Source organism: Actinomadura chibensis NBRC 106107, assembly GCF_001552135.1.
GTDB classification, from domain to species: Bacteria; Actinomycetota; Actinomycetes; order Streptosporangiales; family Streptosporangiaceae; genus Spirillospora; species Spirillospora chibensis.
Genome location: NZ_BCQP01000017.1, coordinates 294,264 through 314,531, shown reverse-complemented (window position 1 = coordinate 314,531; position 20,268 = coordinate 294,264). Strand labels below are relative to the sequence as shown.

The following is a 20,268-nucleotide window of genomic DNA, read 5'->3' as shown; positions in this document are numbered from 1 at the left end:
CAGTGCGCAACTCCGCGACCATTCTTCGCCTCGGCGGCGCGATCCTCGCCGTCGCGGTGCTGGCTGCCGCGCTCCTGCTGGTCTTCCAGGGGACGGAGCAGCGGCACATGACCGCGTACTTCGAGAAGACGGTCGGCCTCTACAAGGGCGCGGACGTCCGCATCCTCGGCATCCCGGTCGGCGAGGTCACGAGCGTCGAGCCGGTCGGCGACGCGGTCAAGGTCGAACTGAGGTACGACGCGAAGTACAAGGTCCCCGCGAACGCGAAGGCCGTCATCGTCAACCAGACGCTCGTCGCCGACCGCTACATCCAGCTCGCGCCCGTCTACAAGGGCGGCCCGGTCCTGGCGGACGGCGCGACGCTCACCACGAGCAGGACGGCCGTCCCGGTCGAGGTGGACGAGGTCGGCGCCAGCCTGAACAGGCTCTCCAAGGCGCTCGGCCCGCAGGGCGCGAACGCGCCGGGCGCGGACGGCACCGGCTCCCTGTCGCGGCTCCTGCGCGTCGGCGCCGCGAACCTGGAGGGGCAGGGCGAGGACATCCGGCAGACGATCGCCGACACCTCCAAGGCGCTGAGCACGCTCAGCACCGACCGCGGCGACGTCGCCCAGACGATCCGGAACCTGCGGGTCATCACCGACGCGATGAAGGCGAACGACCAGCAGATCAAGTCGTTCACCGGGCATCTGAACGGGGTGTCGGGGCAGCTCGCGGGGGAGAAGGAGGAGCTGAGCGCGGCCCTCAACACGCTCGCCCCGACGCTGCGGAACGTGCAGCGGTTCGTCAAGGACAACCGGACGGAGCTGGCGTCGAACGTCCGGCAGCTCGCGCAGATCACCGGCGTGCTGGTCAAGGAGAAGGACTCGCTGGCCGAGATCCTCACCGCGGGCCCGCTCGCGATCAACAACCTGGCCCGCGCCTACGACCCGATCAGCGGCACGATCCACACCCGCGACAACTTCCGCCAGTTCCACGACCTGGCCGACTGGATCTGCTCGCTGGCCTACTCGGTCGGGACGCCCGCCAAGCAGTGCCTCGACTTCGTCCGCCCGTACAACGGGATCGGGAAGGCGCTGACCGGGTTCAGCCTCGACCTGTCCTGGATCACCGCGCTGACCACGCACTACGAGCCGGTGCCGATCCCGCCGGACGCCTACGGCCCGCAGGGCCCGCCGAAGTCGGGGAAGACACGGAGCCAGCCGGGCGACCTCTCCGCGCTGCTGCCGGGAGGTGCCCGATGAGAGCACGGCTGAGGGGCCTCGCGGTCGCCGCCGCCGCGGGCGCGGTGGCGCTGTCGGGCTGCTCGTTCGACGGGGTCCAGTCGCTTCCGCTGCCGGGCGGCCCCGACCTCGGCCCGCACCCGAAGACCGTGAAGATCGAGTTCGCGAACGTGCTGGACCTCGTCCCGCAGTCGGCGGTCAAGGTCAACGACGTGTCGGTCGGCAAGGTCGAGAAGATCAGGCTGGCCGGGCGGCCGGGGCAGGACGGCTGGCACGCGGTCGTCACGGTCAAGGTGCGCGGCGACACGAGGCTCCCCGACAACGCCTACGCGACGATCGGGCAGACGAGCCTGCTCGGCGAGAAGTTCGTCGAGTTGAGACCGCCGGAGAAGGAGACGCCGGTCGGCGACCTCGGCGACGGCGACCTCATCCCGCTGAACCGGACGAACCACGGCACCGAGATCGAAGAGGTGCTGTCGGCGATGTCGCTGCTGCTGAACGGCGGCGGCCTCGAACAGGTCTCCACGATCAGCCACGAGCTGCAGGCGGCGATGCGCGGCCGGGAGCCGACGATCAGGTCCGTGCTGTCCCGGGTGAACACCTTCGCCGGGACGCTCGACCGCAACCGCGCCGCGATCACCCGCGCGCTGGACAGCATCGACCGGCTCACCGGCAAGCTCTCGGACGAGCGGAAGACGATCCAGGACACGATCGACAAGACCGGTCCCGCGATCTCCGTCCTCAACCAGAACCGCGCCGACCTGACCAAGATGCTCGTCGCGCTGAACAAGCTCAGCCGCACCACGACCTACGTGATCGACAAGTCCAAGGCCGACCTGCTGGCGAACCTCCAGGACCTCGACAAGATCCTGCGGAACCTGAACAAGGCGGGCTCCGACCTGCCGAAGTCGCTGGAGAGCCTGATCACGTTCCCGTTCCCGGCGACGTTCGAGAACGTCATCGAGGGCGACTACGGCAACGTCCGGCTGACCCTCGACCTCGACCTGGAGTCCGTCGCCCAGAACCTCCTCGGCGGCACCGACCTGGAGGGGCTGCTCGGCAGCGGACGGCAGATGCGCAACATGCTCCAGGTGCCGAACGTGACGCTGCCGGACACGCCGCTGGGCGTCCTGCCGCAGATGCCGGGCGACCCCGGCTCCGGTTCCGGTTCCGGCTCCGGCGGGCTTCCCGGCCTGCCGGGGCTCCCGAGCGGCGGCTCCACGCCGGGGCGTCCGGGCGCGCTCGCGCCGCGGTCCGACGACGGCGGTCTGCGGACCCTGATGACGGGGGGCCTCTCGTGATCCTGAAACGCGGCGTCATCATCCAGTTGATCGCCTTCGCGGTCATCACGGTCGTCGGCGTGGCGATCGTCTCGGTGAACTACATCGGCATCGGACGCGACCTGCTCGGCAAGCAGTACATCGCCTACGTCGACCTCACCGACTCGGGCGGCGTGTTCACCAATGCCGAGGTCACCTACCGGGGCGTCCCGGTCGGACGGGTCGGCCCCATCGAGCTGACCAAGGACGGCATCCGCGTCAAGCTGATCCTCGAACGCGGCAAGCGCATCCCCAGGGACGGCACCAAGGCGACCATCGCCAACCGGTCGGCGGTGGGCGAGCAGTACATCGACCTGGAGCCCACGAAGAAGACCGGCCCGTACCTGGACGAGGGCGACGCGTACACGATCCCCCGCCAGCGCACGGCGCTCCCCATCTCGACCGCCGAGCTTCTGCGCAACGTCGACTCGCTCGTCGGCTCGGTCGACACCCGTGACCTCGGCGTCATCGTGGACGAACTCAACAAGGCGTTCTCCGGCTCGGCCGACGACCTCCAGTCGCTCCTGGACGACACCGACCGCCTCTTGAAAACCGCCGAGCAGGCTTACCCCGACACCAAGCGGCTCCTGGACAACAGCGTCACCGTCCTGGACACGCAGCGCGGGCAGGCCGCCAACATCCGCGGTTTCGCCGCCAACCTGAACGAGCTCACCACGTCCCTGCGCAACGACGACCCCGCCCTGCGCAGGACGATCGACGCGGTCCCCGGCGCGGTGGACGAGTCCCACAAGGCCATCAACCAGCTCGCCCCGACGCTGCCGGTCTTCCTGGCCAACCTCACCACCACGGGCCAGATCATCGCGACGCGCAAGGCGGGCCTCCGGTCGCTGTTCATCCTGTACCCGGTGACCATGGCGGGCGCGTTCACCGTCACGCCCGGCGACGGCACCCAGCACCTCGGCCTCGCCCTCAACATCGACGCGCCGCCCGCCTGCACCAAGGGCTACGAGAAGGTGAAGCACCGCTGGCCGCAGGACACCTCGAAGAAGAAGCCGCGCCTGGACGCGGGCTGCAAGGCCCCGCACGACGCGCAGACGGCCGTCCGGGGCGGGCGCAACTTCCCGCGCGAGGACCTCGCCCCCGTCCCGCAGGTGCCGCCGGGCGCGACGGCGGGAGCCGGGTTCCCGGAGGGCGGCGCCGGTCCGCGGGGCGGTGCGAAGTCGCAGGCCAAGGGCGCTCCGAAGAACACGGACGGCTCCGGCGGCACGCCCGCCGCGGCGGCCCCGACCGGTCAGTTGTCAGATGACCGGCTGTACCTCTCGTATCCGGCCGACACAGTCGAATTCGCTGGATACGATCCAACGACCGGTGCGGTCTACGGGCCCGACGGCAAGCGGTACGTCATGCCGCGCAGCGCCGGTTCCCGCCAGCTCGGAGAGGATTCCTCGTGGAAGTGGCTCCTGCTCGGACCGTTGAGCCAATGAGGCCGGGTGAGCCGGTGAAGCCGGGACGGGGCCGATGAGCCGGCGCGCGTCCCTGGTGACCGTGGTCGCGCTCGGCGCGGTCGTGCTCGCGCTCGCCGTGGCGGCCGGCTGGCTCGGCGTCGTCACCCTCCACAACAAGGACGAGGCCGACCAGAAGGCGAAGGCCGTCCAGGCGGCGCGGCAGATGGGCGTGAACCTGATGTCGCTCGACGCGTCCACCGCCCAGCGCGACCTGGACCGCATCGTCGCGGGCACGACGGGCGAGCTGAAGAACAAGCTGGCGTCCCAGTCGAACGCGTTCATGCAGCAGGTCAGCAAGTACAAGGCCAAGTCGACGGTCAGCGACATCGACGCGGCCCTGGTCTCCATCGACGGGGACTCCGCCGAAGTGATGGTCTCCCTGAACGGGACCGTGACCAACGACAAGGTCAAGAACGGCACACCCAAGGGCTACCGGTACCAGATGGACCTCACGCGGGTCGATGACCGCTGGCTCATTTCCGGACTGGAGGTCGTCCCGTGACGATGCTCGGCCGGGGCAAGCGCGACGCCCCCGAGAAGAAGACCGGCTCCGACAAGAAGCCCGACAAGAGGCCCGACAGGAAGGCCGACGGGAAGTCGGACATGGCGGCGCGGGCCGAGGAGGCGGCGGAGGCCGCCCGGCTCGCCGAGGAGGCCGCCGCGAAGGCCCGCGAGGCCGCGCGGCTCGCCCAACTCGCCGCCGAAGAGGCCGAAGAGGCCGAGGCCGAAGAGGAGGACGACGCGGAGGACGCCGCCAAATCCCCTCAGAAGCCCGAAGAGCGCCAGGATGGCCCTGAAGTCGCGTCTGACGGTGACAGCGCGTCAGAGGACGACTCAGACGCTCCGGAGCCTGCCTCCGCCGCGTCGGAACAGGCGGACGGCGACGAAGACGAGCCGGAGAAGCCGCGCGAACCGTCGCGCGCCGTCAAGCTCAAGAAGGACTCGGGCGCATCCCGCGGCTCCGGCTCCCGCTCCGGAAGCCTGACGCTCGTCATCGCCGTCCTGGCCGTGCTGACGGTCGCGCTGGGCGCGGGGACGGCGGCGCTCGCCCTGAAGGTCCGCCAGCAGAACGCGACGGAGACCGCGAGCAGGGAGGCGACGTTCGCCGCGTCCCGCGCCGCGCAGAAGCTCTCGTCGTACGACTACCAGACGCTCGACGCCGACCTGAAGGAGGCGTCCGCCACGACGACGGGCAAGCTGCACACGCAGTACGACAAGCTCGCCGCCGAGCTCAGGACGGCCGCCATCCAGCAGCAGGCCGTCTCCACGACGACCATCCTGAAGGTCGGCGTGGTGAGCGCGACCCCGGACAAGGTCGTCGCCCTCGTCTACGCCAACCGCTCGTCCGCGACGAAGAACGACAAGCAGCAGAGCCTCCCCGAGCCGCTCCGCATCCGGATGACCATGGTGAAGAAGGACGGCAAGTGGCTCGCCTCGGAGCTCGTCGTCATCTCCTAGGGGGGCCCGCTCGGGCGCCGCGGCGTTCGGCCACGTCCGGCCGGTCGGGGACCCCTAAACTATGGCGTTCCTCACTGCAGGTCAGAGCCCGAAAAGTCCAAGTCCGCTCTTGACTGGAAGGCGTTCAGGGGCGATGCTCCATGGCAACGTGATGCATACTGCGCCGCTAGAGTTGCGAGCAGTGTACCGGTCGGCTACACTGCCCCTTTGCGCTGCCCTCTGACTATCCACGTGTGAGAGCATCCCTGCTTCGGTCCGTTTTGGACCTCTCTGTGCAGGTCTCGGACGTGGATCGTCTGGCGTGCGTGTCACCAGTTACGCCGCGAGCCCTCGGAAGGACCACTCTTGGCAGCCTCGCGCAACGCCTCGAATACCGCAACCGGTCCGAACCGCGTCTCCTTCGCGCGCATCAAGGAGCCGCTCGAAGTCCCGGACCTCCTTGCACTGCAGACCAACTCCGTCGACTGGCTGCTGGGCAACGAGAGGTGGAAGGCCCGGGTCGAGGCGGCCCAGAAGGCCGGAAGTAAGAGCGTCCCGACCCAGTCGGGGCTTGAGGAGATCTTCGAGGAGATCAGTCCCATCGAGGACTTCTCCGGGACCATGTCCCTCTCGTTCCGCGACCACCGGTTCGAGCCGCCCAAGTACTCCGTCGAGGAGTGCAAGGACAAGGACATGACCTACTCCGCCCCGCTGTTCGTCACGGCGGAGTTCATCAACAACACCACCGGCGAGATCAAGAGCCAGACGGTGTTCATGGGCGACTTCCCGCTCATGACCCCGAAGGGCACCTTCATCATCAACGGCACCGAGCGCGTCGTCGTCTCGCAGCTCACCCGGTCGCCCGGCGTGTACTTCGACCGCGCGCTCGACAAGGCGTCCGACAAGGACATCTACGGGTGCCGGGTCATCCCGAGCCGCGGCGCCTGGCTCGAATTCGAGATCGACAAGCGCGACAACGTCGGCGTGCGCATCGACCGCAAGCGCAAGCAGCCCGTCACCGTGCTGCTCAAGGCGCTCGGCTGGGACGAGGCGCGCATCCGCGAGCGCTTCGGCTCCTACGAGTCGATCAACGTCACCCTGGAGAAGGACCACACCTCCGGCCAGGACGACGCCCTGCTCGACATCTACCGCAAGCTGCGCCCGGGCGAGCCGCCGACGCGCGAGTCCGCGCAGACGCTCCTGGAGAACCTGTACTTCAACCCGAAGCGCTACGACGTCGCCAAGGTCGGTCGCTACAAGATCAACAAGAAGCTCGGCCTCGACCTGGACATGCGCCAGGGCACCCTCACCGAGGACGACATCGTCGCGACGATCGAGTACCTCGTCCGGCTGCACGCCGGTGAGGAGGAGGCCACGATCGGCGTCGTCCCCGTGCCGATCGAGGTCGACGACATCGACCACTTCGGCAACCGGCGGCTGCGCACGGTCGGCGAGCTGATCCAGAACCAGGTCAGGCTCGGCCTCGCCCGGATGGAGCGCGTCGTCCGCGAGCGGATGACCACCCAGGACGTCGAGGCCATCACGCCGCAGACCCTGATCAACATCCGGCCGGTCGTCGCCTCCATCAAGGAGTTCTTCGGCACCAGCCAGCTCTCCCAGTTCATGGACCAGACCAACCCGCTGGCCGGGCTGACGCACAAGCGCCGCCTGAACGCGCTGGGGCCGGGCGGTCTGTCCCGTGAGCGGGCGGGCATGGAGGTCCGCGACGTCCACCCGTCGCACTACGGCCGCATGTGCCCGATCGAGACGCCGGAAGGCCCGAACATCGGCCTGATCGGCTCGCTCGCCGCGTTCGGCCGGGTCAACCCGTTCGGGTTCGTCGAGACCCCGTACCGCCGGGTCACCGACGGCGTCGTCCAGGAGGACATCGACTACCTCACCGCCGACGAGGAAGACCGCTACGTCATCGCGCAGGCCAACTCCCTGCTGAACGACGACGGCACCTTCGTCGACGACCGGATCCTCGTCCGCCGCAAGGGCGGCGAGGTCGAACTCGTCCCCGCCCGCGAGGTCCAGTACATGGACGTCTCGGCCCGGCAGATGACCTCGGTCGCCACCGCGATGATCCCGTTCCTGGAGCACGACGACGCCAACCGCGCGCTGATGGGCTCCAACATGCAGCGCCAGTCCGTCCCGCTGCTGCGCAGCGAGGCGCCGCTGGTCGGCACCGGCATGGAGTACCGCGCCGCGACCGACGCGGGCGACGTCATCACGGCCGAGAAGGCCGGCGTCGTCGAGGAGGTCTCCGCCGACTACGTGACCGTCATGAACGACGACGGCACGAGGACGACCTACCGCGTCTCCAAGTTCAAGCGGTCGAACCAGGGCACCTGCTTCAACCAGAAGCCGATCGTCGACGAGGGCCAGCGGGTCGAGCTCGGCCAGGTCATCGCCGACGGCCCGTGCACCGACAACGGCGAGATGGCGCTCGGCAAGAACCTCCTCGTGGCGTTCATGCCGTGGGAGGGCCACAACTACGAGGACGCCATCATCCTCAGCCAGCGCCTGGTGCAGGACGACGTCCTCTCCTCGATCCACATCGAGGAGCACGAGGTCGACGCTCGCGACACCAAGCTCGGCCCCGAGGAGATCACCCGCGACATCCCGAACGTCTCCGAGGAGGTCCTCGCCGACCTCGACGAGCGCGGGATCATCCGGATCGGCGCGGACGTCGTCCCCGGCGACATCCTCGTCGGCAAGGTCACGCCCAAGGGCGAGACCGAGCTCACCCCGGAGGAGCGGCTGCTCCGCGCGATCTTCGGTGAGAAGGCGCGCGAGGTCCGCGACACGTCGCTGAAGGTGCCGCACGGCGAGCAGGGCAAGGTCATCGGCGTCCGGGTGTTCTCCCGCGACGAGGGCGACGAGCTCCCGCCCGGCGTGAACGAGCTGGTCCGGGTGTACGTCGCGCAGAAGCGCAAGATCACTGACGGTGACAAGCTGGCCGGACGGCACGGCAACAAGGGCGTCATCTCCAAGGTCCTCCCCGTCGAGGACATGCCGTTCCTTGAGGACGGCACCCCGGTCGACATCGTCCTCAACCCGCTCGGCGTGCCGGGCCGGATGAACGTCGGCCAGGTCCTGGAGACGCACCTCGGCTGGGTCGCCTCCCGCGGCTGGAAGGTCGAGGGCGACGACGCCGAGTGGAAGCGGGCGCTGCACGCCATCGGCGCGTCCGAGGCCCCGCCGTGGACGAACACCGCCACCCCGGTGTTCGACGGCGCCCGCGAGGGCGACGTCACCGGCCTGATCGAGAGCACCCTGCCGAACCGCGACGGCCAGCGCATGGTCGGCCCGGGCGGCAAGGCGCGGCTGTTCGACGGCCGGACCGGCGAGCCCTACCGCGACCCGATCTCGGTCGGCTACATCTACATCCTCAAGCTGCTGCACCTGGTCGACGACAAGATCCACGCCCGTTCGACCGGTCCGTACTCCATGATCACCCAGCAGCCGCTCGGCGGTAAGGCGCAGTTCGGCGGCCAGCGCTTCGGTGAGATGGAGGTGTGGGCGCTGGAGGCCTACGGCGCCGCCTACGCCCTGCAGGAGCTCCTGACCATCAAGTCCGACGACGTCCTCGGCCGCGTGAAGGTGTACGAGGCCATCGTCAAGGGCGAGAACATCCCCGAGCCCGGCATTCCCGAGTCCTTCAAGGTGCTCATCAAGGAGATGCAGTCGCTCTGCCTCAACGTCGAGGTCCTGTCGAGCGACGGCATGTCCATCGAGATGCGCGACACCGACGAGGACGTCTTCCGCGCGGCGGAGGAGCTCGGCATCGACCTGTCCCGGCGTGAGCCGAGCAGTGTCGAAGAGGTCTGATCAACTCAAGGGGAAATCTGTTGCTTGACGTCAACTTCTTCGACGAGCTACGCATCGGCCTGGCGACCGCTGACGACATTCGCCAGTGGTCGCACGGCGAGGTCAAGAAGCCGGAGACGATCAACTACCGCACCCTGAAGCCGGAGAAGGACGGGCTCTTCTGCGAGAAGATCTTCGGTCCGACCCGCGACTGGGAGTGCTACTGCGGCAAGTACAAGCGCGTCCGGTTCAAGGGCATCATCTGCGAGCGCTGCGGCGTCGAGGTGACCCGCGCCAAGGTGCGCCGTGAGCGGATGGGCCACATCGAGCTGGCCGCGCCGGTCACGCACATCTGGTACTTCAAGGGCGTCCCGTCCCGGCTCGGCTACCTGCTGGACCTGGCCCCGAAGGATCTCGAAAAGATCATCTACTTCGCGGCCTACATGATCACCAGCGTGGACGCCGAGCGGCGCGACCGCGACCTGCCGACGCTGGAGGCCCACATCTCCGTGGAGCGCCAGCAGATCGAGCAGGCCCGCGACGCGCAGGTCGAGGCCCGCCAGCAGAAGCTGGAGGGCGACCTCGCGGAGCTGGAGGAGGCCGGCGCGAAGGCCGACCAGAAGCGCAAGGTGCGCGACGGCGCGGAGCGCGAGATGAAGCAGCTGCGCGACCGCGCGCAGCGCGAGCTCGACCGGCTGGACGAGGTGTGGAGCCGCTTCAAGAACCTCAAGGTCCAGGACCTTGAGGGCGACGAGCTGCTCTACCGCGAGATGCGCGACCGCTTCGGCAAGTACTTCGAGGGCGGCATGGGCGCCGCGGCCATCCAGGCCCGGCTCCAGAACTTCGACCTGGAAGCCGAGGCCGAGAAGCTGCGCGACATCATCCGCACGGGCAAGGGCCAGAAGAAGGCCCGCGCGCTCAAGCGGCTGAAGGTCGTGTCCGCGTTCCTCAACACCCGCAACAGCCCGCTCGGCATGGTGCTGGACTGCATCCCGGTCATCCCGCCGGACCTGCGCCCCATGGTGCAGCTCGACGGCGGCCGGTTCGCCACGTCCGACCTGAACGACCTGTACCGGCGCGTCATCAACCGGAACAACCGCCTGAAGCGGCTGCTCGACCTCGGCGCGCCCGAGATCATCGTCAACAACGAGAAGCGGATGCTGCAGGAGGCCGTCGACGCGCTGTTCGACAACGGCCGCCGCGGCCGCCCGGTCACCGGGCCGGGCAACCGTCCGCTGAAGTCGCTGTCCGACATGCTCAAGGGCAAGCAGGGCCGGTTCCGGCAGAACCTGCTCGGCAAGCGCGTCGACTACTCGGGCCGTTCGGTCATCGTCGTCGGCCCGCAGCTCAAGCTGCACCAGTGCGGCCTGCCGAAGCAGATGGCGCTGGAGCTGTTCAAGCCGTTCGTGATGAAGCGGCTGGTCGACCTCAACCACGCGCAGAACATCAAGTCCGCCAAGCGGATGGTCGAGCGGGCCCGCCCGGTCGTCTGGGACGTGCTGGAAGAGGTCATCACCGAGCACCCCGTCCTGCTGAACCGGGCGCCGACCCTGCACCGGCTCGGCATCCAGGCGTTCGAGCCGCAGCTCGTCGAGGGCAAGGCCATCCAGATCCACCCGCTCGTCTGCACGGCGTTCAACGCCGACTTCGACGGCGACCAGATGGCCGTGCACCTGCCGCTGTCCGCCGAGGCGCAGGCCGAGGCGCGCATCCTGATGCTGTCGACGAACAACATCCTGAAGCCGTCGGACGGCAAGCCCGTCACCATGCCCACCCAGGACATGGTGATCGGCCTCTACTGGCTGACCACGCAGAAGGACGGCGCCGAGGGCGAGGGCCGCGCGTTCGGCTCGGTCGCCGAGGCCATCATGGCCTACGACCGGGGCGAGCTGGACCTCCAGGCGAAGATCCACATCCGGCTCAAGGACGTCCCGCCGCCGCGCGACTGGATCGCGCCGGAGGGCTACGAGCCCGGCCAGCCGTACCGGCTGGAGACGACGCTCGGCCGCGCCATCTTCAACGAGACGCTGCCGGACGACTTCCCGTTCGTGGACGACGAGATCGGCAAGAAGCGCCTCTCGGCGATCGTCAACGAGCTGGCCGAGACGTACCCGAAGGTCGCCGTCGCCAACGCGCTCGACGCGCTGAAGAGCACCGGCTTCCACTGGGCGACCAGGTCCGGGGTGACGATCGCGATCGCCGACGTCATCACGCCGCCCAACAAGCAGGACATCCTCGGCGGTTACGAGCAGCGCGCGGAGAAGGTGCAGCGGGAGTTCAACCGCGGCCTGATCACCGACGACGAGCGCAAGCAGGAGCTCATCGAGATCTGGAACCAGGCGACCGCGGACGTCGCGGTCGACATGGAGAAGGCGTTCCCGAAGGCCAACCCGATCTGGATGATGATCCAGTCGGGCGCCCGCGGCAACCCGCTCCAGCTCCGCCAGATCGCCGGCATGCGCGGCCTCGTCTCCAACCCGAAGGGCGAGACGATCCCGCGTCCGATCAAGTCGTCGTTCCGCGAGGGCCTGTCGGTCGTCGAGTACTTCATCTCGACGCACGGCGCCCGCAAGGGCCTCGCCGACACCGCGCTGCGCACCGCCGACTCGGGTTACCTGACCCGGCGCCTGGTGGACGTCGCGCAGGACGTCATCGTCCGCGAGGAGGACTGCGGCACCGACCGCACGATCCCGTTCGAGGTCGGCGAGCGCCTGTCCGACGGCACCCTGGTCAAGCTGGCCACCTCGGAGACCAGCCTGATCGGCCGCACGATCGCCGAGGACGTCGTCGTCGACGGGACGGTCATCTTCCCGGCCGACACCGACCTGTCCGACTCGGTCGTGTCGCGCCTGGTCGAGGCGGGGGTGGAGAAGGTCCGCACCCGCAGCGCCCTGGTCTGCGAGGCCAAGATCGGCGTCTGCGCCGCCTGCTACGGCCGTTCGCTGGCCACCGGCAAGCGGGTGGACGTCGGCGAGGCCGTCGGCATCATCGCCGCGCAGTCCATCGGCGAGCCGGGCACGCAGCTCACGATGCGCACCTTCCACACCGGCGGTGTGGCCGGTGGCGACATCACGCACGGTCTGCCCCGTGTGCAGGAGCTGTTCGAGGCCCGGATCCCGAAGGGCGTCGCCCCGATCAGCGAGGTCGCCGGCCGCGTCAAGATCGACGAGACGGAGAAGGCCCGCAAGGTCGTCATCGTCCCGGACGACGGCTCCGACGAGATCGCCTACCCGGTGCCGATGCGGTCCCGCCTCCTGGTCAAGGAGGGCGAGTCCGTGGGCGTCGGCCAGCAGCTCATCGCGGGTGCGATCAACCCGCACGAGGTGCTGCGCATCCTCGGCCCCCGCGCGGTGCAGCTGCACCTCGTCCAGGAGGTCCAGGAGGTGTACCGGTCGCAGGGTGTGTCGATCCACGACAAGCACATCGAGATCATCGTCCGCCAGATGCTGAAGCGGGTGAACATCCTCGAGTCGGGCGACACCGAGCTGCTGCCGGGCGACCTGGTCGAGCGTCCGATCTTCGAGGAGACGAACCGGAACGTCGTCGCCGAGGGCGGGGTGCCCGCCGCGGGCCGCCCGGTCCTGATGGGCATCACGAAGGCGTCGCTCGCGACCGAGTCGTGGCTGTCGGCGGCGTCCTTCCAGGAGACGACCCGGGTTCTCACCGAGGCCGCGATGCACGCCAAGAGCGACCCGCTGCTCGGCCTCAAGGAGAACGTCATCATCGGTAAGCTCATCCCGGCCGGTACCGGCATGCCGCAGTACCGCAACGTCCGGGTCGAGCCGACCGAGGAGGCGAAGGCGGCGGTGTACTCCGTCGGCTCCTACGACGACGGCGCCGAGTACGCCTTCGGGCAGGGCTCCGGCGAGGCCGTGCCGCTGGAGGAGTACGACTTCGGCCAGTACAACCGGTAAGCACGACAGGCAAAGGGCCGCCGTTCCCGCATCCGCGGGGCGGCGGCCCTTCGCATGTCCGGCCGGGGCCGAATTGAAAAGTGGCCGTTGACACCTTTTCGGGACGGCTTTACTCTCACGGTGAACCTGACAAGATCACGGCCAACGTCCTGACCGTAACTGTCGGCTGCGCAGGCTGAAATGGCCGCTGAGAGTGCGCGGGATGTCGGTGCGCCTTTCCTCGCCATCTCTTTAGCGGAGACTTCCATGGCCCATGCCAAACGCAGGGTGATTTCGTTGTTCGGCGCCGTCGTCGCCGTGTCCGCGCTCACGGCTCCGGCGGCGTCCGCGGCCCCGGCGGGCCCGCCGCCGCCTGGCGGGGTGACCTTCGAACTGGCGAACCTGACCGGCCCGACGGGCTGCCAGATCTCCGGCTACGCGTGGACCGCCGACGCCACCGCCTTCACCGTCACCTACTCGCGCTACCAGGGGCGCGCCGGTGGCGGTTCGGCTCCCGCCGACCGCTGGAAGAGATGCGTGATCGCGCTGCGGGTGCACGCTCCGAGCGGCTACACCTACGGAATCGAGAGGACCGACTACCGCGGTTTCGCCGATCTGGCGGACGGGACTACGGGCACGTTGAAAGCGCGCTCCTATTTCCCGGACCGGGCCGACTCGCCGGTGCGGGACGTTCTCTCGCTCAACGGCCCCTACTCCGGCAACTGGACGGCGGCGGACGAGACCCTGCCCGAACAGGTGGTCTACCAGCCGTGCGGCGAGATCCGCAGTCTCTTCCTCCATAGCGAACTCGCGGTGGACCTGGGCACCTCGGACGGTTCCAAGGCCAGCGTCATGTCATTGGACAGCACCGACGGCTCCCTCAAGGTGACCTATCGCTTCGCGTGGAAGAACTGCCCGCGGTGAGCGACCCAGCGGACGGGCGGCTCCGAAGGCGCCATTTCGGAGCCCTGCCATGACGCATTCCAAGCGGAGGGCGATGGCGCTTTTCGGCGTCGTTCTCGCCTCCTCCGCCTTTTTGGGACGTCCGGCTTCGGCCGATCCGCCGCCGTCCGGCGTGCGGTTCGAGGTGGCGACCTTCATCGGCCAGGGCTGCGACGGCGTTTCGGTGGCGATTCCCGAGGCGCCTACGGAGGTCGTCGTCACCTACGGGAGGTACCGGGCCAGTGTCGGCGGTGATTCCGTCCCGGCCGACCAGCGGAAGAAATGTCAGCTCGGCCTGCGGGCGATGAACCTGCGGGACTTCACCTATGCGGTCAGCCGGGTCACCTACCGTGGCTACGCCGACCTGGCGCCCGGAGCGTCGGGCACGCTCATAGCGCGGCACCAATTCCAGGGCATGTCGGCTCGGACAACGCCCCATACTCTGGCTGGCCCCTACTCCCGCGCCTGGGCAGCGGACGACCCGGTTCCGTCCGAGCAGTTGGTCTTCAAGCCCTGCGCCGGGGAGCGCGTCCTCACCTTTTCCAGCGAACTGAGCGCGGACCTGGGCACCTCGGACCCGTCCAAGACCAGCACCTTCGCAATGGACGAAGGTGGCATCGCAGCCTCGACGACCTACTACTTCACCTGGAAGAAATGCGGCCCGTAATCGCCGAGCCCTTATCTTCCGTCCCATTCCGGAGAATTTCCATGAGGCATGTCAAACGCAAGGCGATCGCGGTCTTCGGTGCCGTCGTTGTCGCGTCGTCGGCCCTGATGGCGCCGCCCGCTTCGGCGGATCCGCCGCCGCCCGGCGTGGCGTTCACCGTGGAGGGCGTGAACGGCCAGGGCTGCGATCTGCAGTCACTTACGGTGCCGGAGTCCGCGTCCGAGTTCACCGTCAGGTATGGGACCTACCAGGCATGGGGTGGCGGTGGTTCCACCTCGGCCGACTGGGTGAAGAGATGTCAGGTCGTCCTGCGGGCGCAGATTCCGTCCGGCTTCACGTATGCGATAGCCGGGGTCAACTATCGCGGCTACGCCGAACAGGCGGCCGGAGCCAGGGGGTTGCTCAGAGGGTGGTACTCCTTCGAGAGCATGACGCCGAGTGAGCCGCTGAACCACCTGGAGACCGGGCCCAACGTCAAGCATTGGAGCGTGAATACCGAGGTCGCGGAGACCGACTTGGTCTTCAAGCCGTGCGGTGAGGATCGTCTGCTTTACCTCGACAGCGAGCTGAGGGTTGACGCGGGCCAGCCCACTTTCATGGCAATGGGCACCACCGCGGACCCGGCGGCCTCGAACACCGTCCACCTAGCCTGGAAGAGCTGCTGAACTACCAGCACGTTGACGGATACATGCTGTATTTGAGGAGCCGTCCTATCGCGTGGGCCGCGGCGTCGGCGTCCCCGCACGGGTGCAGGTAGCCGCTTCGTCCGAGCGGCACTTCGTGGTATCCCCACATTCGGTGGGGAACGGCGAGGGCGCTCACCATCAGGGCGATTTCCGCGGGCCCTCGCGCGTAGATCCGCAGGACCGGTATCGGAGTGGGCCGGTACAGCTTGACGAACCGCCAGCCTTGGGGCTTGAGCGCGGCGGAAAGGTCGTCGAGGTATTGGATGGACGTGGACCGTCCGAGCCGCGTCCGCCAATCGAGCACGGAGCGCTCCAGCCGTACGTTCAGCATTTCGCCCACGTCACCTTTCCTCCGTCGGGCACCAGTCGGGTTCCCCAGTCGAGGGCGAGCAGCGACACCATGAGCAGCCCGCGCCCGGACGTCGCCGCGCAATTCTCCGGCTGAACCTCGGGCCGCCCCGCGCCGTCGTCCTGCACCTCGATGACGGGCCGCCCATCCCGCCCGTCTCGCACGACCCGAACGACGATCGTCCCGTCCCCGTGCAGCAGCGAGTTCGTCACCAACTCGGACACGACGACAAGCGCATCCGCGAACTCGGAGATCCCCCACTCCCGGAACCACACCCCCACGAACCGCCGCGCCAGCGACGGCGCCAACTCAGACGGTTCGAGGACGAGCGTCGGCACCCTGGGCGCCACGACCGTCGAAGGCATCGAACATCCACCTTTCCTTCTCGGTAGAGTCGTGAATTTCCTAGCGACAGTCAGCCACAAGAGAAGTACTCTCCGTCACAAAGTGCTGGCCATGGTTGGCAAGTCGGGCCGTGCGCGTCAGCCCACTTGAGTGTTGGTTGTGTGCGCTTTGCGAGGGAGGATGAGGACATGGCTCCACAGCGGAAGCGCGGGACGCTCTCGCCGACGCTGCTCGCGTTCGGACGCCGCTTCCGGCGGCTCCGGGAGGCCAAGGGCTGGACGCAGGAGGCCGTCGCCCGCCGCGCGAACAATGGCGCGGGCGTGAAACCGCAGTACATCGGGGCCGTGGAGAACGGCCGCACCCGCTGCACGCGCGAGTTCGCCGAGACCATGGACAAGGCCCTCGAAGCCAACGGCGAACTTCTGTACCTCTACGACGACTTGGTGAAGGACGCCACGTTCCCTACCTGGTTCGACTGGCACACCGTCGAGCCTGAGGCGGACATGCTCCAGTCCTACCAGCCGCTCCTGATCCACGGACTGCTCCAAACCCCGGCCTACGCTTCGGCGCTCCTGAAGGGCGACAAGGAGGCGGTCGAGGCGCGACTCAACCGTCAGAACGTCCTGACGAGGGAGAACCCGCTCCCACCCCACTTCTCCGTCCTCCAGGACGAGGTTTCGCTCACCCGGCTGACCGGCAGCCCCGAGATCATGAAGGAGCAACTAGAGCATGTGATCGACTTGGCGGAGCGTGACGTCGTCACCCTTCAGGTGGTGCCGAACAGGGGTGAGCACCTCGGCAACCTAGGGTCTTTCACACTCGCTACGATGCCGGACAGAAGCGAAATCGCCTATGCAGACATGGCGGTACGCGGAATTACGCTGGACGATCCAGATGACATCGCCGCGATCAGCAAAGCGCTCATCTCGGTCCGCTCCCAGGCATTCGCCGTGGGACCATCGCTAGATCTGATACGCAAGGTGGTACATGAGAAATGGACCTGACCAATGCCTCTTGGCGCAAGTCCAGCTACACGGGACCCAATGGCGGTGAGTGCGTCGAGCTTGCCTCAATGCCAGATGTGGTCGCCGTTCGTGACAGTAAAGATCCAGATGGGCCGAAGCTCCTTGTGAGCCGTCGAGCGTTCGCGGCACTCTTGGGTGACCTCAAGTGGTCGAAATGAACCTGGTCAAGGCTGTCTGGCGCAAGTCCAGCTACACCACCGCCAACGGCGGTGACTGCGTAGAGCTTGCCTCAACGTCCGACACGGTCGCCGTTCGTGACAGCAAGGACCCTGACGGCCCGAAACTCTTTGTGGACCGGCGTGCTTTCGCTGCCCTCCTGTCCGATCTCAAGCGCTAGTCTCAGCCGCCGATCCTGGACGGTCGTGAAATGAATCTGGTCATGGCTGAGTGGCGTAAGAGCAGCCGAAGCACCAACAACGGTGGCGACTGCGTAGAGCTTGCCTCAACGTCCGACACGGTCGCCGTTCGTGACAGCAAGGACCCGGCGGGTCCCAAGCTCCTTGTGAGCCGTCGGGCTTTCGCTGCCCTCCTGTCCGACCTCAAGCAGTAACCTCAGCCGCCGATCCTGGACGGTGTGAAATGAACCTGGTCAAGGCCGAATGGCGGAAGTCCAGCTACACGGGGCCCAATGGCGGGGACTGTGTCGAGCTTGCCTCAGAGGCAGACACGGTCGCCGTTCGCGATAGCAAAGATCCAGATGGGCCGAAGCTGTTTGTGAGCCGTCGAGCGTTCGCGGCACTTTTGGGTGACCTCAAGTGGTTGAAATGAATCTGGTCAAGGCTGTGTGGCGCAAGTCCAGTTACACCACCGCCAACGGCGGTGAGTGTGTTGAGCTTGCCTCAACGTCTGACGCGGTTGCCGTGCGGGACAGCAAGGATCCGGGTGGTCCGGCGTTGTTCGTGAGCCGCCGGGACTTCGCGGTGCTCCTGGCTGATCTCAAGCGATAGGCGGTCGTCGGCGAGCGCACGTGCCGGGCGGTCGGGTGCCGACCGTCGTGGCCATGAGAGTCAGGACGTCCGGTGCCGACACCGGTACCGTAGTAGCTATGGGTAGTCATCCAGCTACCGAACGATACTTTCCCTGGTCGGACCCCCAACCAGGGAAGGAAGTTCGATGATGTTACTCAACCCGTTCGGCGCGGCACCGGGGCGTTCCCGCCGGTTCCGCCCGCCGTGGTGGTGGGCTCAGGCCGTGGGCGCGTGCGTCGCCGTCCTGACGGTGGTGGCCTCCACGGCCGCGCCCGTCCAGGCCGCGCAGCCCCGCATCGCCTACGAAAACTACGGCCTCGGTCTGGAGACCGGCACCGCCGACGGCGCTTCGGGCACCGACTCGACCGTGGAGATCGCGCTCGTCGGCGACAAGGACACCAGTTCCTACTACGCATTCCCCAGCCACAATTTGTGCGCCGGGTGCAATGAGGTCGAGACGGTTCCGGTGAGCGAGGATCTCGGCACCATCAGGGCCCTCCGCATCAAGTTCACCCGGCACTGGTGGGACAACTGGCAGCTCCACAACGCCTACGTGAATCTCCCGGACGGCCGAACCCTCGATAATCTGTGCGACTGCTGGTTCGACGGCGACATGACCAAGGACCTGCCCGTCCACTGACCGAGCCGCCTCGGTAGCTCCGCGTCCGCCCGACGGTTGGGTGGACGCGGATGCCCGTCGCGTGGGGGCACAGGGCAGGGGGCGCGCACGCCATTTAGTTTGGAAGTGGAACTGATGAGCTGCGGGCCGTCGTGTCGTCAGGACATCGACGTCCGCCCCTGGGAGAGATGGAGCGCGCGGCATGAGTGAGAGCGGGATTTCGCCGAAGGGGTATGGGCCGGACCACCAGTCGCCTTTCGGGTTAGGCGTCCACCACGTGCAGATCGCCGTCCCGCCGGGGAGTGAGGACGAATGCCGTGCCTTCTACGTGGACGCCCTGGGCATGCGTGAGATCCGGAAGCCGCCGGTGCTGGCCGCGCGGGGCGGGCTGTGGGTGCGCGCCGACGCGCTGGAGATCCACCTCGGCGTCGAGCAGGACTTCCGTCCCGCCGCCAAGGCGCACCCCGGCATCTACGTCGAAGACCTGGACGGCCTGGCCGCACGCCTCGCCAAGCACAACGTCGATGTCGCCTGGGACGACGACTTTCCCGGCCACCGCCGCTTCTACGTCCACGACAACCTGGGCAACCGCCTGGAATTCCTACAGCGCGACGGCTCCCAACCCGACTGGTAACGCCTAAGGCAGGACGGCGACAATGCGGTGGGCGCTGATCCGGGAGAGTCCGCTTCCCCCGGATCAGCGCTTGACTCACGCGGCGGCCAGACTGAAGCGCTGCTTCTCGGGGTCGATCGCCAGGATCCTGACCGAGACGCGGATGCCGACCGGCCACGCCTCCTGCGGTGCGAGCCCGGTGAAGCCCTCCGATTCGACGAACGAACCGAACGGCGCCTGCCTGGTCACCACGCCCTCGATGAGGTCACCGACCTGGTGAAGGGCGAGGAATTCCTGCCAGCTCACAAGTTTTCACCTCCTTCCGTCACGAGCGGCTGTTCGCTGCGTCTCGCGACGGAGGGCGGGCCTCTCGCCCGCGCGGTGATCAAACGCCGGCCGGGTACCCGTCCTGTGCACGGCCCACGGCCGACCCGGCAGTCATGATCAGATGGTAGCCAGACCCCCGAGAAGCCCGCAACGAATCACCGGCCAGGACTATTGCTGAACGCTCTGCTGGACGTGGCCGGGACGATGCCAAACACGACGGTTGTTGCGTTCTTCTTTGCGGCGGAAGGCGTCTTCCAGGTCGATGTCATATCGGTTGACGACCGCGACCAGCATGAGCAAGGAGTCGACGGCTTCTTCGCCCAGGTCGTTGACTCGGCCCTGCGGGTCTTCGGGTTGTCCTTCGAGTTTCGCCACCGCTCGGCATACCTCGCCGATCTCCTCGACGAGCTTGAGGCACTGCGCTGTGGCGGGACGTCCCTCGAAGCCCCTCTCGGCTTCCAGTTTGGCGACATAGTCCTGGATGTCGCGTAACGACGCATGCTCGCGCAGGGGATTCATGCCGTGTCACCCCATGAGGTCGGTGAGGCTGCTGGGGTGACGCTAGCAGCCGGGCATGAT

Annotated in this window: 22 protein-coding genes; 18 read left to right on the top strand and 4 right to left on the bottom strand. The window is 67.7% G+C overall.

Annotated elements, in window-relative coordinates; translation table 11 throughout:
• The first annotated feature begins 2 nt into the window (after positions 1-2).
• From ACH01S_RS11910 to ACH01S_RS11865, 10 genes are all read left to right on the top strand, one after another.
• Complete coding sequence (locus ACH01S_RS11910) at positions 3-1,241, top strand: MCE family protein (protein ID WP_246236441.1); 1,239 nt, start codon at positions 3-5, stop codon at positions 1,239-1,241.
• Entirely contained in the window at positions 1,238-2,521 is a 1,284-nt protein-coding gene (locus ACH01S_RS11905) for an MCE family protein (protein WP_067889339.1), read from the top strand. The genes ACH01S_RS11910 and ACH01S_RS11905 overlap by 4 nt, the downstream gene beginning before the upstream one ends.
• Positions 2,518-3,984, top strand: a complete 1,467-nt coding sequence (locus tag ACH01S_RS11900) for an MCE family protein (RefSeq protein ID WP_067889336.1) — start codon at positions 2,518-2,520, stop codon at positions 3,982-3,984. The genes ACH01S_RS11905 and ACH01S_RS11900 overlap by 4 nt, the downstream gene beginning before the upstream one ends.
• Before the next feature lie 34 nt (positions 3,985-4,018).
• Positions 4,019-4,507 carry an Rv1363c family protein gene (locus tag ACH01S_RS11895; RefSeq protein ID WP_067889333.1) on the top strand — a complete coding sequence of 163 codons (489 nt, stop codon included), beginning with the start codon at positions 4,019-4,021 and terminating at the stop codon, positions 4,505-4,507.
• A gap of 2 nt (positions 4,508-4,509) precedes the next feature.
• The gene (locus ACH01S_RS11890; RefSeq protein ID WP_502687048.1) at positions 4,510-5,463 is read left to right on the top strand and encodes an Rv1363c family protein; all 954 of its coding nucleotides are present in this window, start codon (positions 4,510-4,512) and stop codon (positions 5,461-5,463) included.
• Between the two features lie 345 nt (positions 5,464-5,808).
• A complete protein-coding gene (gene rpoB, locus ACH01S_RS11885; protein WP_067889327.1) occupies positions 5,809-9,276 on the top strand; it encodes a DNA-directed RNA polymerase subunit beta in 3,468 nt (1,155 codons plus the stop codon).
• Between the two features lie 20 nt (positions 9,277-9,296).
• The gene (locus ACH01S_RS11880) at positions 9,297-13,169 is read left to right on the top strand and encodes a DNA-directed RNA polymerase subunit beta' (RefSeq protein ID WP_067889324.1); all 3,873 of its coding nucleotides are present in this window, start codon (positions 9,297-9,299) and stop codon (positions 13,167-13,169) included.
• A 246-nt stretch (positions 13,170-13,415) separates the two neighbouring features.
• Positions 13,416-14,072, top strand: coding sequence for a DUF4360 domain-containing protein (locus ACH01S_RS11875; RefSeq protein ID WP_067889321.1), 657 nt, complete (start codon positions 13,416-13,418; stop codon positions 14,070-14,072).
• A gap of 49 nt (positions 14,073-14,121) precedes the next feature.
• Positions 14,122-14,757: a DUF4360 domain-containing protein gene (locus ACH01S_RS11870; protein WP_083980584.1), complete on the top strand. Its 636-nt coding sequence runs from the start codon at positions 14,122-14,124 to the stop codon at positions 14,755-14,757.
• A gap of 41 nt (positions 14,758-14,798) precedes the next feature.
• On the top strand, positions 14,799-15,422 hold the full coding sequence (locus ACH01S_RS11865) for a DUF4360 domain-containing protein (RefSeq protein ID WP_067889319.1): 624 nt from the start codon (positions 14,799-14,801) through the stop codon (positions 15,420-15,422).
• 1 nt (position 15,423) lies between these two features.
• Here the strand turns inward: ACH01S_RS11865 and ACH01S_RS11860 are convergent, their stop codons facing one another.
• Together ACH01S_RS11860 and ACH01S_RS11855 are read right to left on the bottom strand one after the other, a co-directional pair.
• A complete protein-coding gene (locus ACH01S_RS11860) occupies positions 15,424-15,774 on the bottom strand; it encodes a hypothetical protein (RefSeq protein WP_067889316.1) in 351 nt (116 codons plus the stop codon).
• Positions 15,768-16,157 carry an ATP-binding protein gene (locus tag ACH01S_RS11855; protein ID WP_067889313.1) on the bottom strand — a complete coding sequence of 130 codons (390 nt, stop codon included), beginning with the start codon at positions 16,155-16,157 and terminating at the stop codon, positions 15,768-15,770. The genes ACH01S_RS11860 and ACH01S_RS11855 overlap by 7 nt, the downstream gene beginning before the upstream one ends.
• Before the next feature lie 168 nt (positions 16,158-16,325).
• Between ACH01S_RS11855 and ACH01S_RS11850 the strand changes: the two genes are divergently transcribed.
• From ACH01S_RS11850 to ACH01S_RS11840, 8 genes are all read left to right on the top strand, one after another.
• Complete coding sequence (locus ACH01S_RS11850; protein WP_067889310.1) at positions 16,326-17,141, top strand: helix-turn-helix domain-containing protein; 816 nt, start codon at positions 16,326-16,328, stop codon at positions 17,139-17,141.
• Complete coding sequence (locus tag ACH01S_RS42065; RefSeq protein WP_083980582.1) at positions 17,132-17,320, top strand: DUF397 domain-containing protein; 189 nt, start codon at positions 17,132-17,134, stop codon at positions 17,318-17,320. Before ACH01S_RS11850 ends, ACH01S_RS42065 begins: the two co-directional genes overlap by 10 nt.
• Positions 17,317-17,499: a DUF397 domain-containing protein gene (locus ACH01S_RS42060; RefSeq protein WP_083980581.1), complete on the top strand. Its 183-nt coding sequence runs from the start codon at positions 17,317-17,319 to the stop codon at positions 17,497-17,499. The genes ACH01S_RS42065 and ACH01S_RS42060 overlap by 4 nt, the downstream gene beginning before the upstream one ends.
• Positions 17,500-17,529: 30 nt before the next feature.
• Positions 17,530-17,712, top strand: coding sequence for a DUF397 domain-containing protein (locus ACH01S_RS42055; RefSeq protein WP_083980580.1), 183 nt, complete (start codon positions 17,530-17,532; stop codon positions 17,710-17,712).
• Positions 17,713-17,741: 29 nt separating this feature from the next.
• Positions 17,742-17,930 (top strand): DUF397 domain-containing protein, encoded by a 189-nt coding sequence (locus ACH01S_RS42050; RefSeq protein WP_083980579.1) that lies wholly within the window; start codon positions 17,742-17,744, stop codon positions 17,928-17,930.
• Positions 17,927-18,109 carry a DUF397 domain-containing protein gene (locus ACH01S_RS42045; RefSeq protein WP_083980578.1) on the top strand — a complete coding sequence of 61 codons (183 nt, stop codon included), beginning with the start codon at positions 17,927-17,929 and terminating at the stop codon, positions 18,107-18,109. The genes ACH01S_RS42050 and ACH01S_RS42045 overlap by 4 nt, the downstream gene beginning before the upstream one ends.
• A 166-nt stretch (positions 18,110-18,275) precedes the next feature.
• Entirely contained in the window at positions 18,276-18,770 is a 495-nt protein-coding gene (locus ACH01S_RS11845) for a PLAT/LH2 domain-containing protein (protein WP_067889307.1), read from the top strand.
• Positions 18,771-18,951: 181 nt separating this feature from the next.
• Complete coding sequence (locus tag ACH01S_RS11840; protein WP_067889304.1) at positions 18,952-19,383, top strand: VOC family protein; 432 nt, start codon at positions 18,952-18,954, stop codon at positions 19,381-19,383.
• A 75-nt stretch (positions 19,384-19,458) separates the two neighbouring features.
• Here the strand turns inward: ACH01S_RS11840 and ACH01S_RS11835 are convergent, their stop codons facing one another.
• Both ACH01S_RS11835 and ACH01S_RS42040 read right to left on the bottom strand, forming a co-directional pair.
• Complete coding sequence (locus ACH01S_RS11835; protein WP_067889301.1) at positions 19,459-19,668, bottom strand: hypothetical protein; 210 nt, start codon at positions 19,666-19,668, stop codon at positions 19,459-19,461.
• 189 nt (positions 19,669-19,857) lie between these two features.
• A complete protein-coding gene (locus tag ACH01S_RS42040) occupies positions 19,858-20,208 on the bottom strand; it encodes a MazG nucleotide pyrophosphohydrolase domain-containing protein (RefSeq protein WP_083980577.1) in 351 nt (116 codons plus the stop codon).
• Positions 20,209-20,268 lie beyond the last annotated feature (60 nt).

Bases quoted from the DNA above. Each gene is read 5' to 3' on its own strand.
- ACH01S_RS11870 (WP_083980584.1), top strand. From the start codon at position 14,122: ATGACGCATTCCAAGCGGAGGGCGATGGCGCTTTTCGGCGTCGTTCTC.
- ACH01S_RS11845 (WP_067889307.1), top strand. From the start codon at position 18,276: ATGATGTTACTCAACCCGTTCGGCGCGGCACCGGGGCGTTCCCGCCGG.
- ACH01S_RS42065 (WP_083980582.1), top strand. From the start codon at position 17,132: ATGGACCTGACCAATGCCTCTTGGCGCAAGTCCAGCTACACGGGACCC.
- ACH01S_RS11855 (WP_067889313.1), bottom strand. From the start codon at position 16,157: ATGCCTTCGACGGTCGTGGCGCCCAGGGTGCCGACGCTCGTCCTCGAA.
- ACH01S_RS42055 (WP_083980580.1), top strand. From the start codon at position 17,530: ATGAATCTGGTCATGGCTGAGTGGCGTAAGAGCAGCCGAAGCACCAAC.
- ACH01S_RS11840 (WP_067889304.1), top strand. From the start codon at position 18,952: ATGAGTGAGAGCGGGATTTCGCCGAAGGGGTATGGGCCGGACCACCAG.
- ACH01S_RS11850 (WP_067889310.1), top strand. From the start codon at position 16,326: ATGGCTCCACAGCGGAAGCGCGGGACGCTCTCGCCGACGCTGCTCGCG.
- ACH01S_RS11905 (WP_067889339.1), top strand. From the start codon at position 1,238: ATGAGAGCACGGCTGAGGGGCCTCGCGGTCGCCGCCGCCGCGGGCGCG.
- ACH01S_RS11860 (WP_067889316.1), bottom strand. From the start codon at position 15,774: ATGCTGAACGTACGGCTGGAGCGCTCCGTGCTCGATTGGCGGACGCGG.
- ACH01S_RS11875 (WP_067889321.1), top strand. From the start codon at position 13,416: ATGGCCCATGCCAAACGCAGGGTGATTTCGTTGTTCGGCGCCGTCGTC.
- ACH01S_RS42060 (WP_083980581.1), top strand. From the start codon at position 17,317: ATGAACCTGGTCAAGGCTGTCTGGCGCAAGTCCAGCTACACCACCGCC.
- ACH01S_RS42040 (WP_083980577.1), bottom strand. From the start codon at position 20,208: ATGAATCCCCTGCGCGAGCATGCGTCGTTACGCGACATCCAGGACTAT.
- ACH01S_RS42050 (WP_083980579.1), top strand. From the start codon at position 17,742: ATGAACCTGGTCAAGGCCGAATGGCGGAAGTCCAGCTACACGGGGCCC.
- ACH01S_RS11895 (WP_067889333.1), top strand. From the start codon at position 4,019: ATGAGCCGGCGCGCGTCCCTGGTGACCGTGGTCGCGCTCGGCGCGGTC.
- ACH01S_RS11890 (WP_502687048.1), top strand. From the start codon at position 4,510: ATGCTCGGCCGGGGCAAGCGCGACGCCCCCGAGAAGAAGACCGGCTCC.
- ACH01S_RS42045 (WP_083980578.1), top strand. From the start codon at position 17,927: ATGAATCTGGTCAAGGCTGTGTGGCGCAAGTCCAGTTACACCACCGCC.
- ACH01S_RS11865 (WP_067889319.1), top strand. From the start codon at position 14,799: ATGAGGCATGTCAAACGCAAGGCGATCGCGGTCTTCGGTGCCGTCGTT.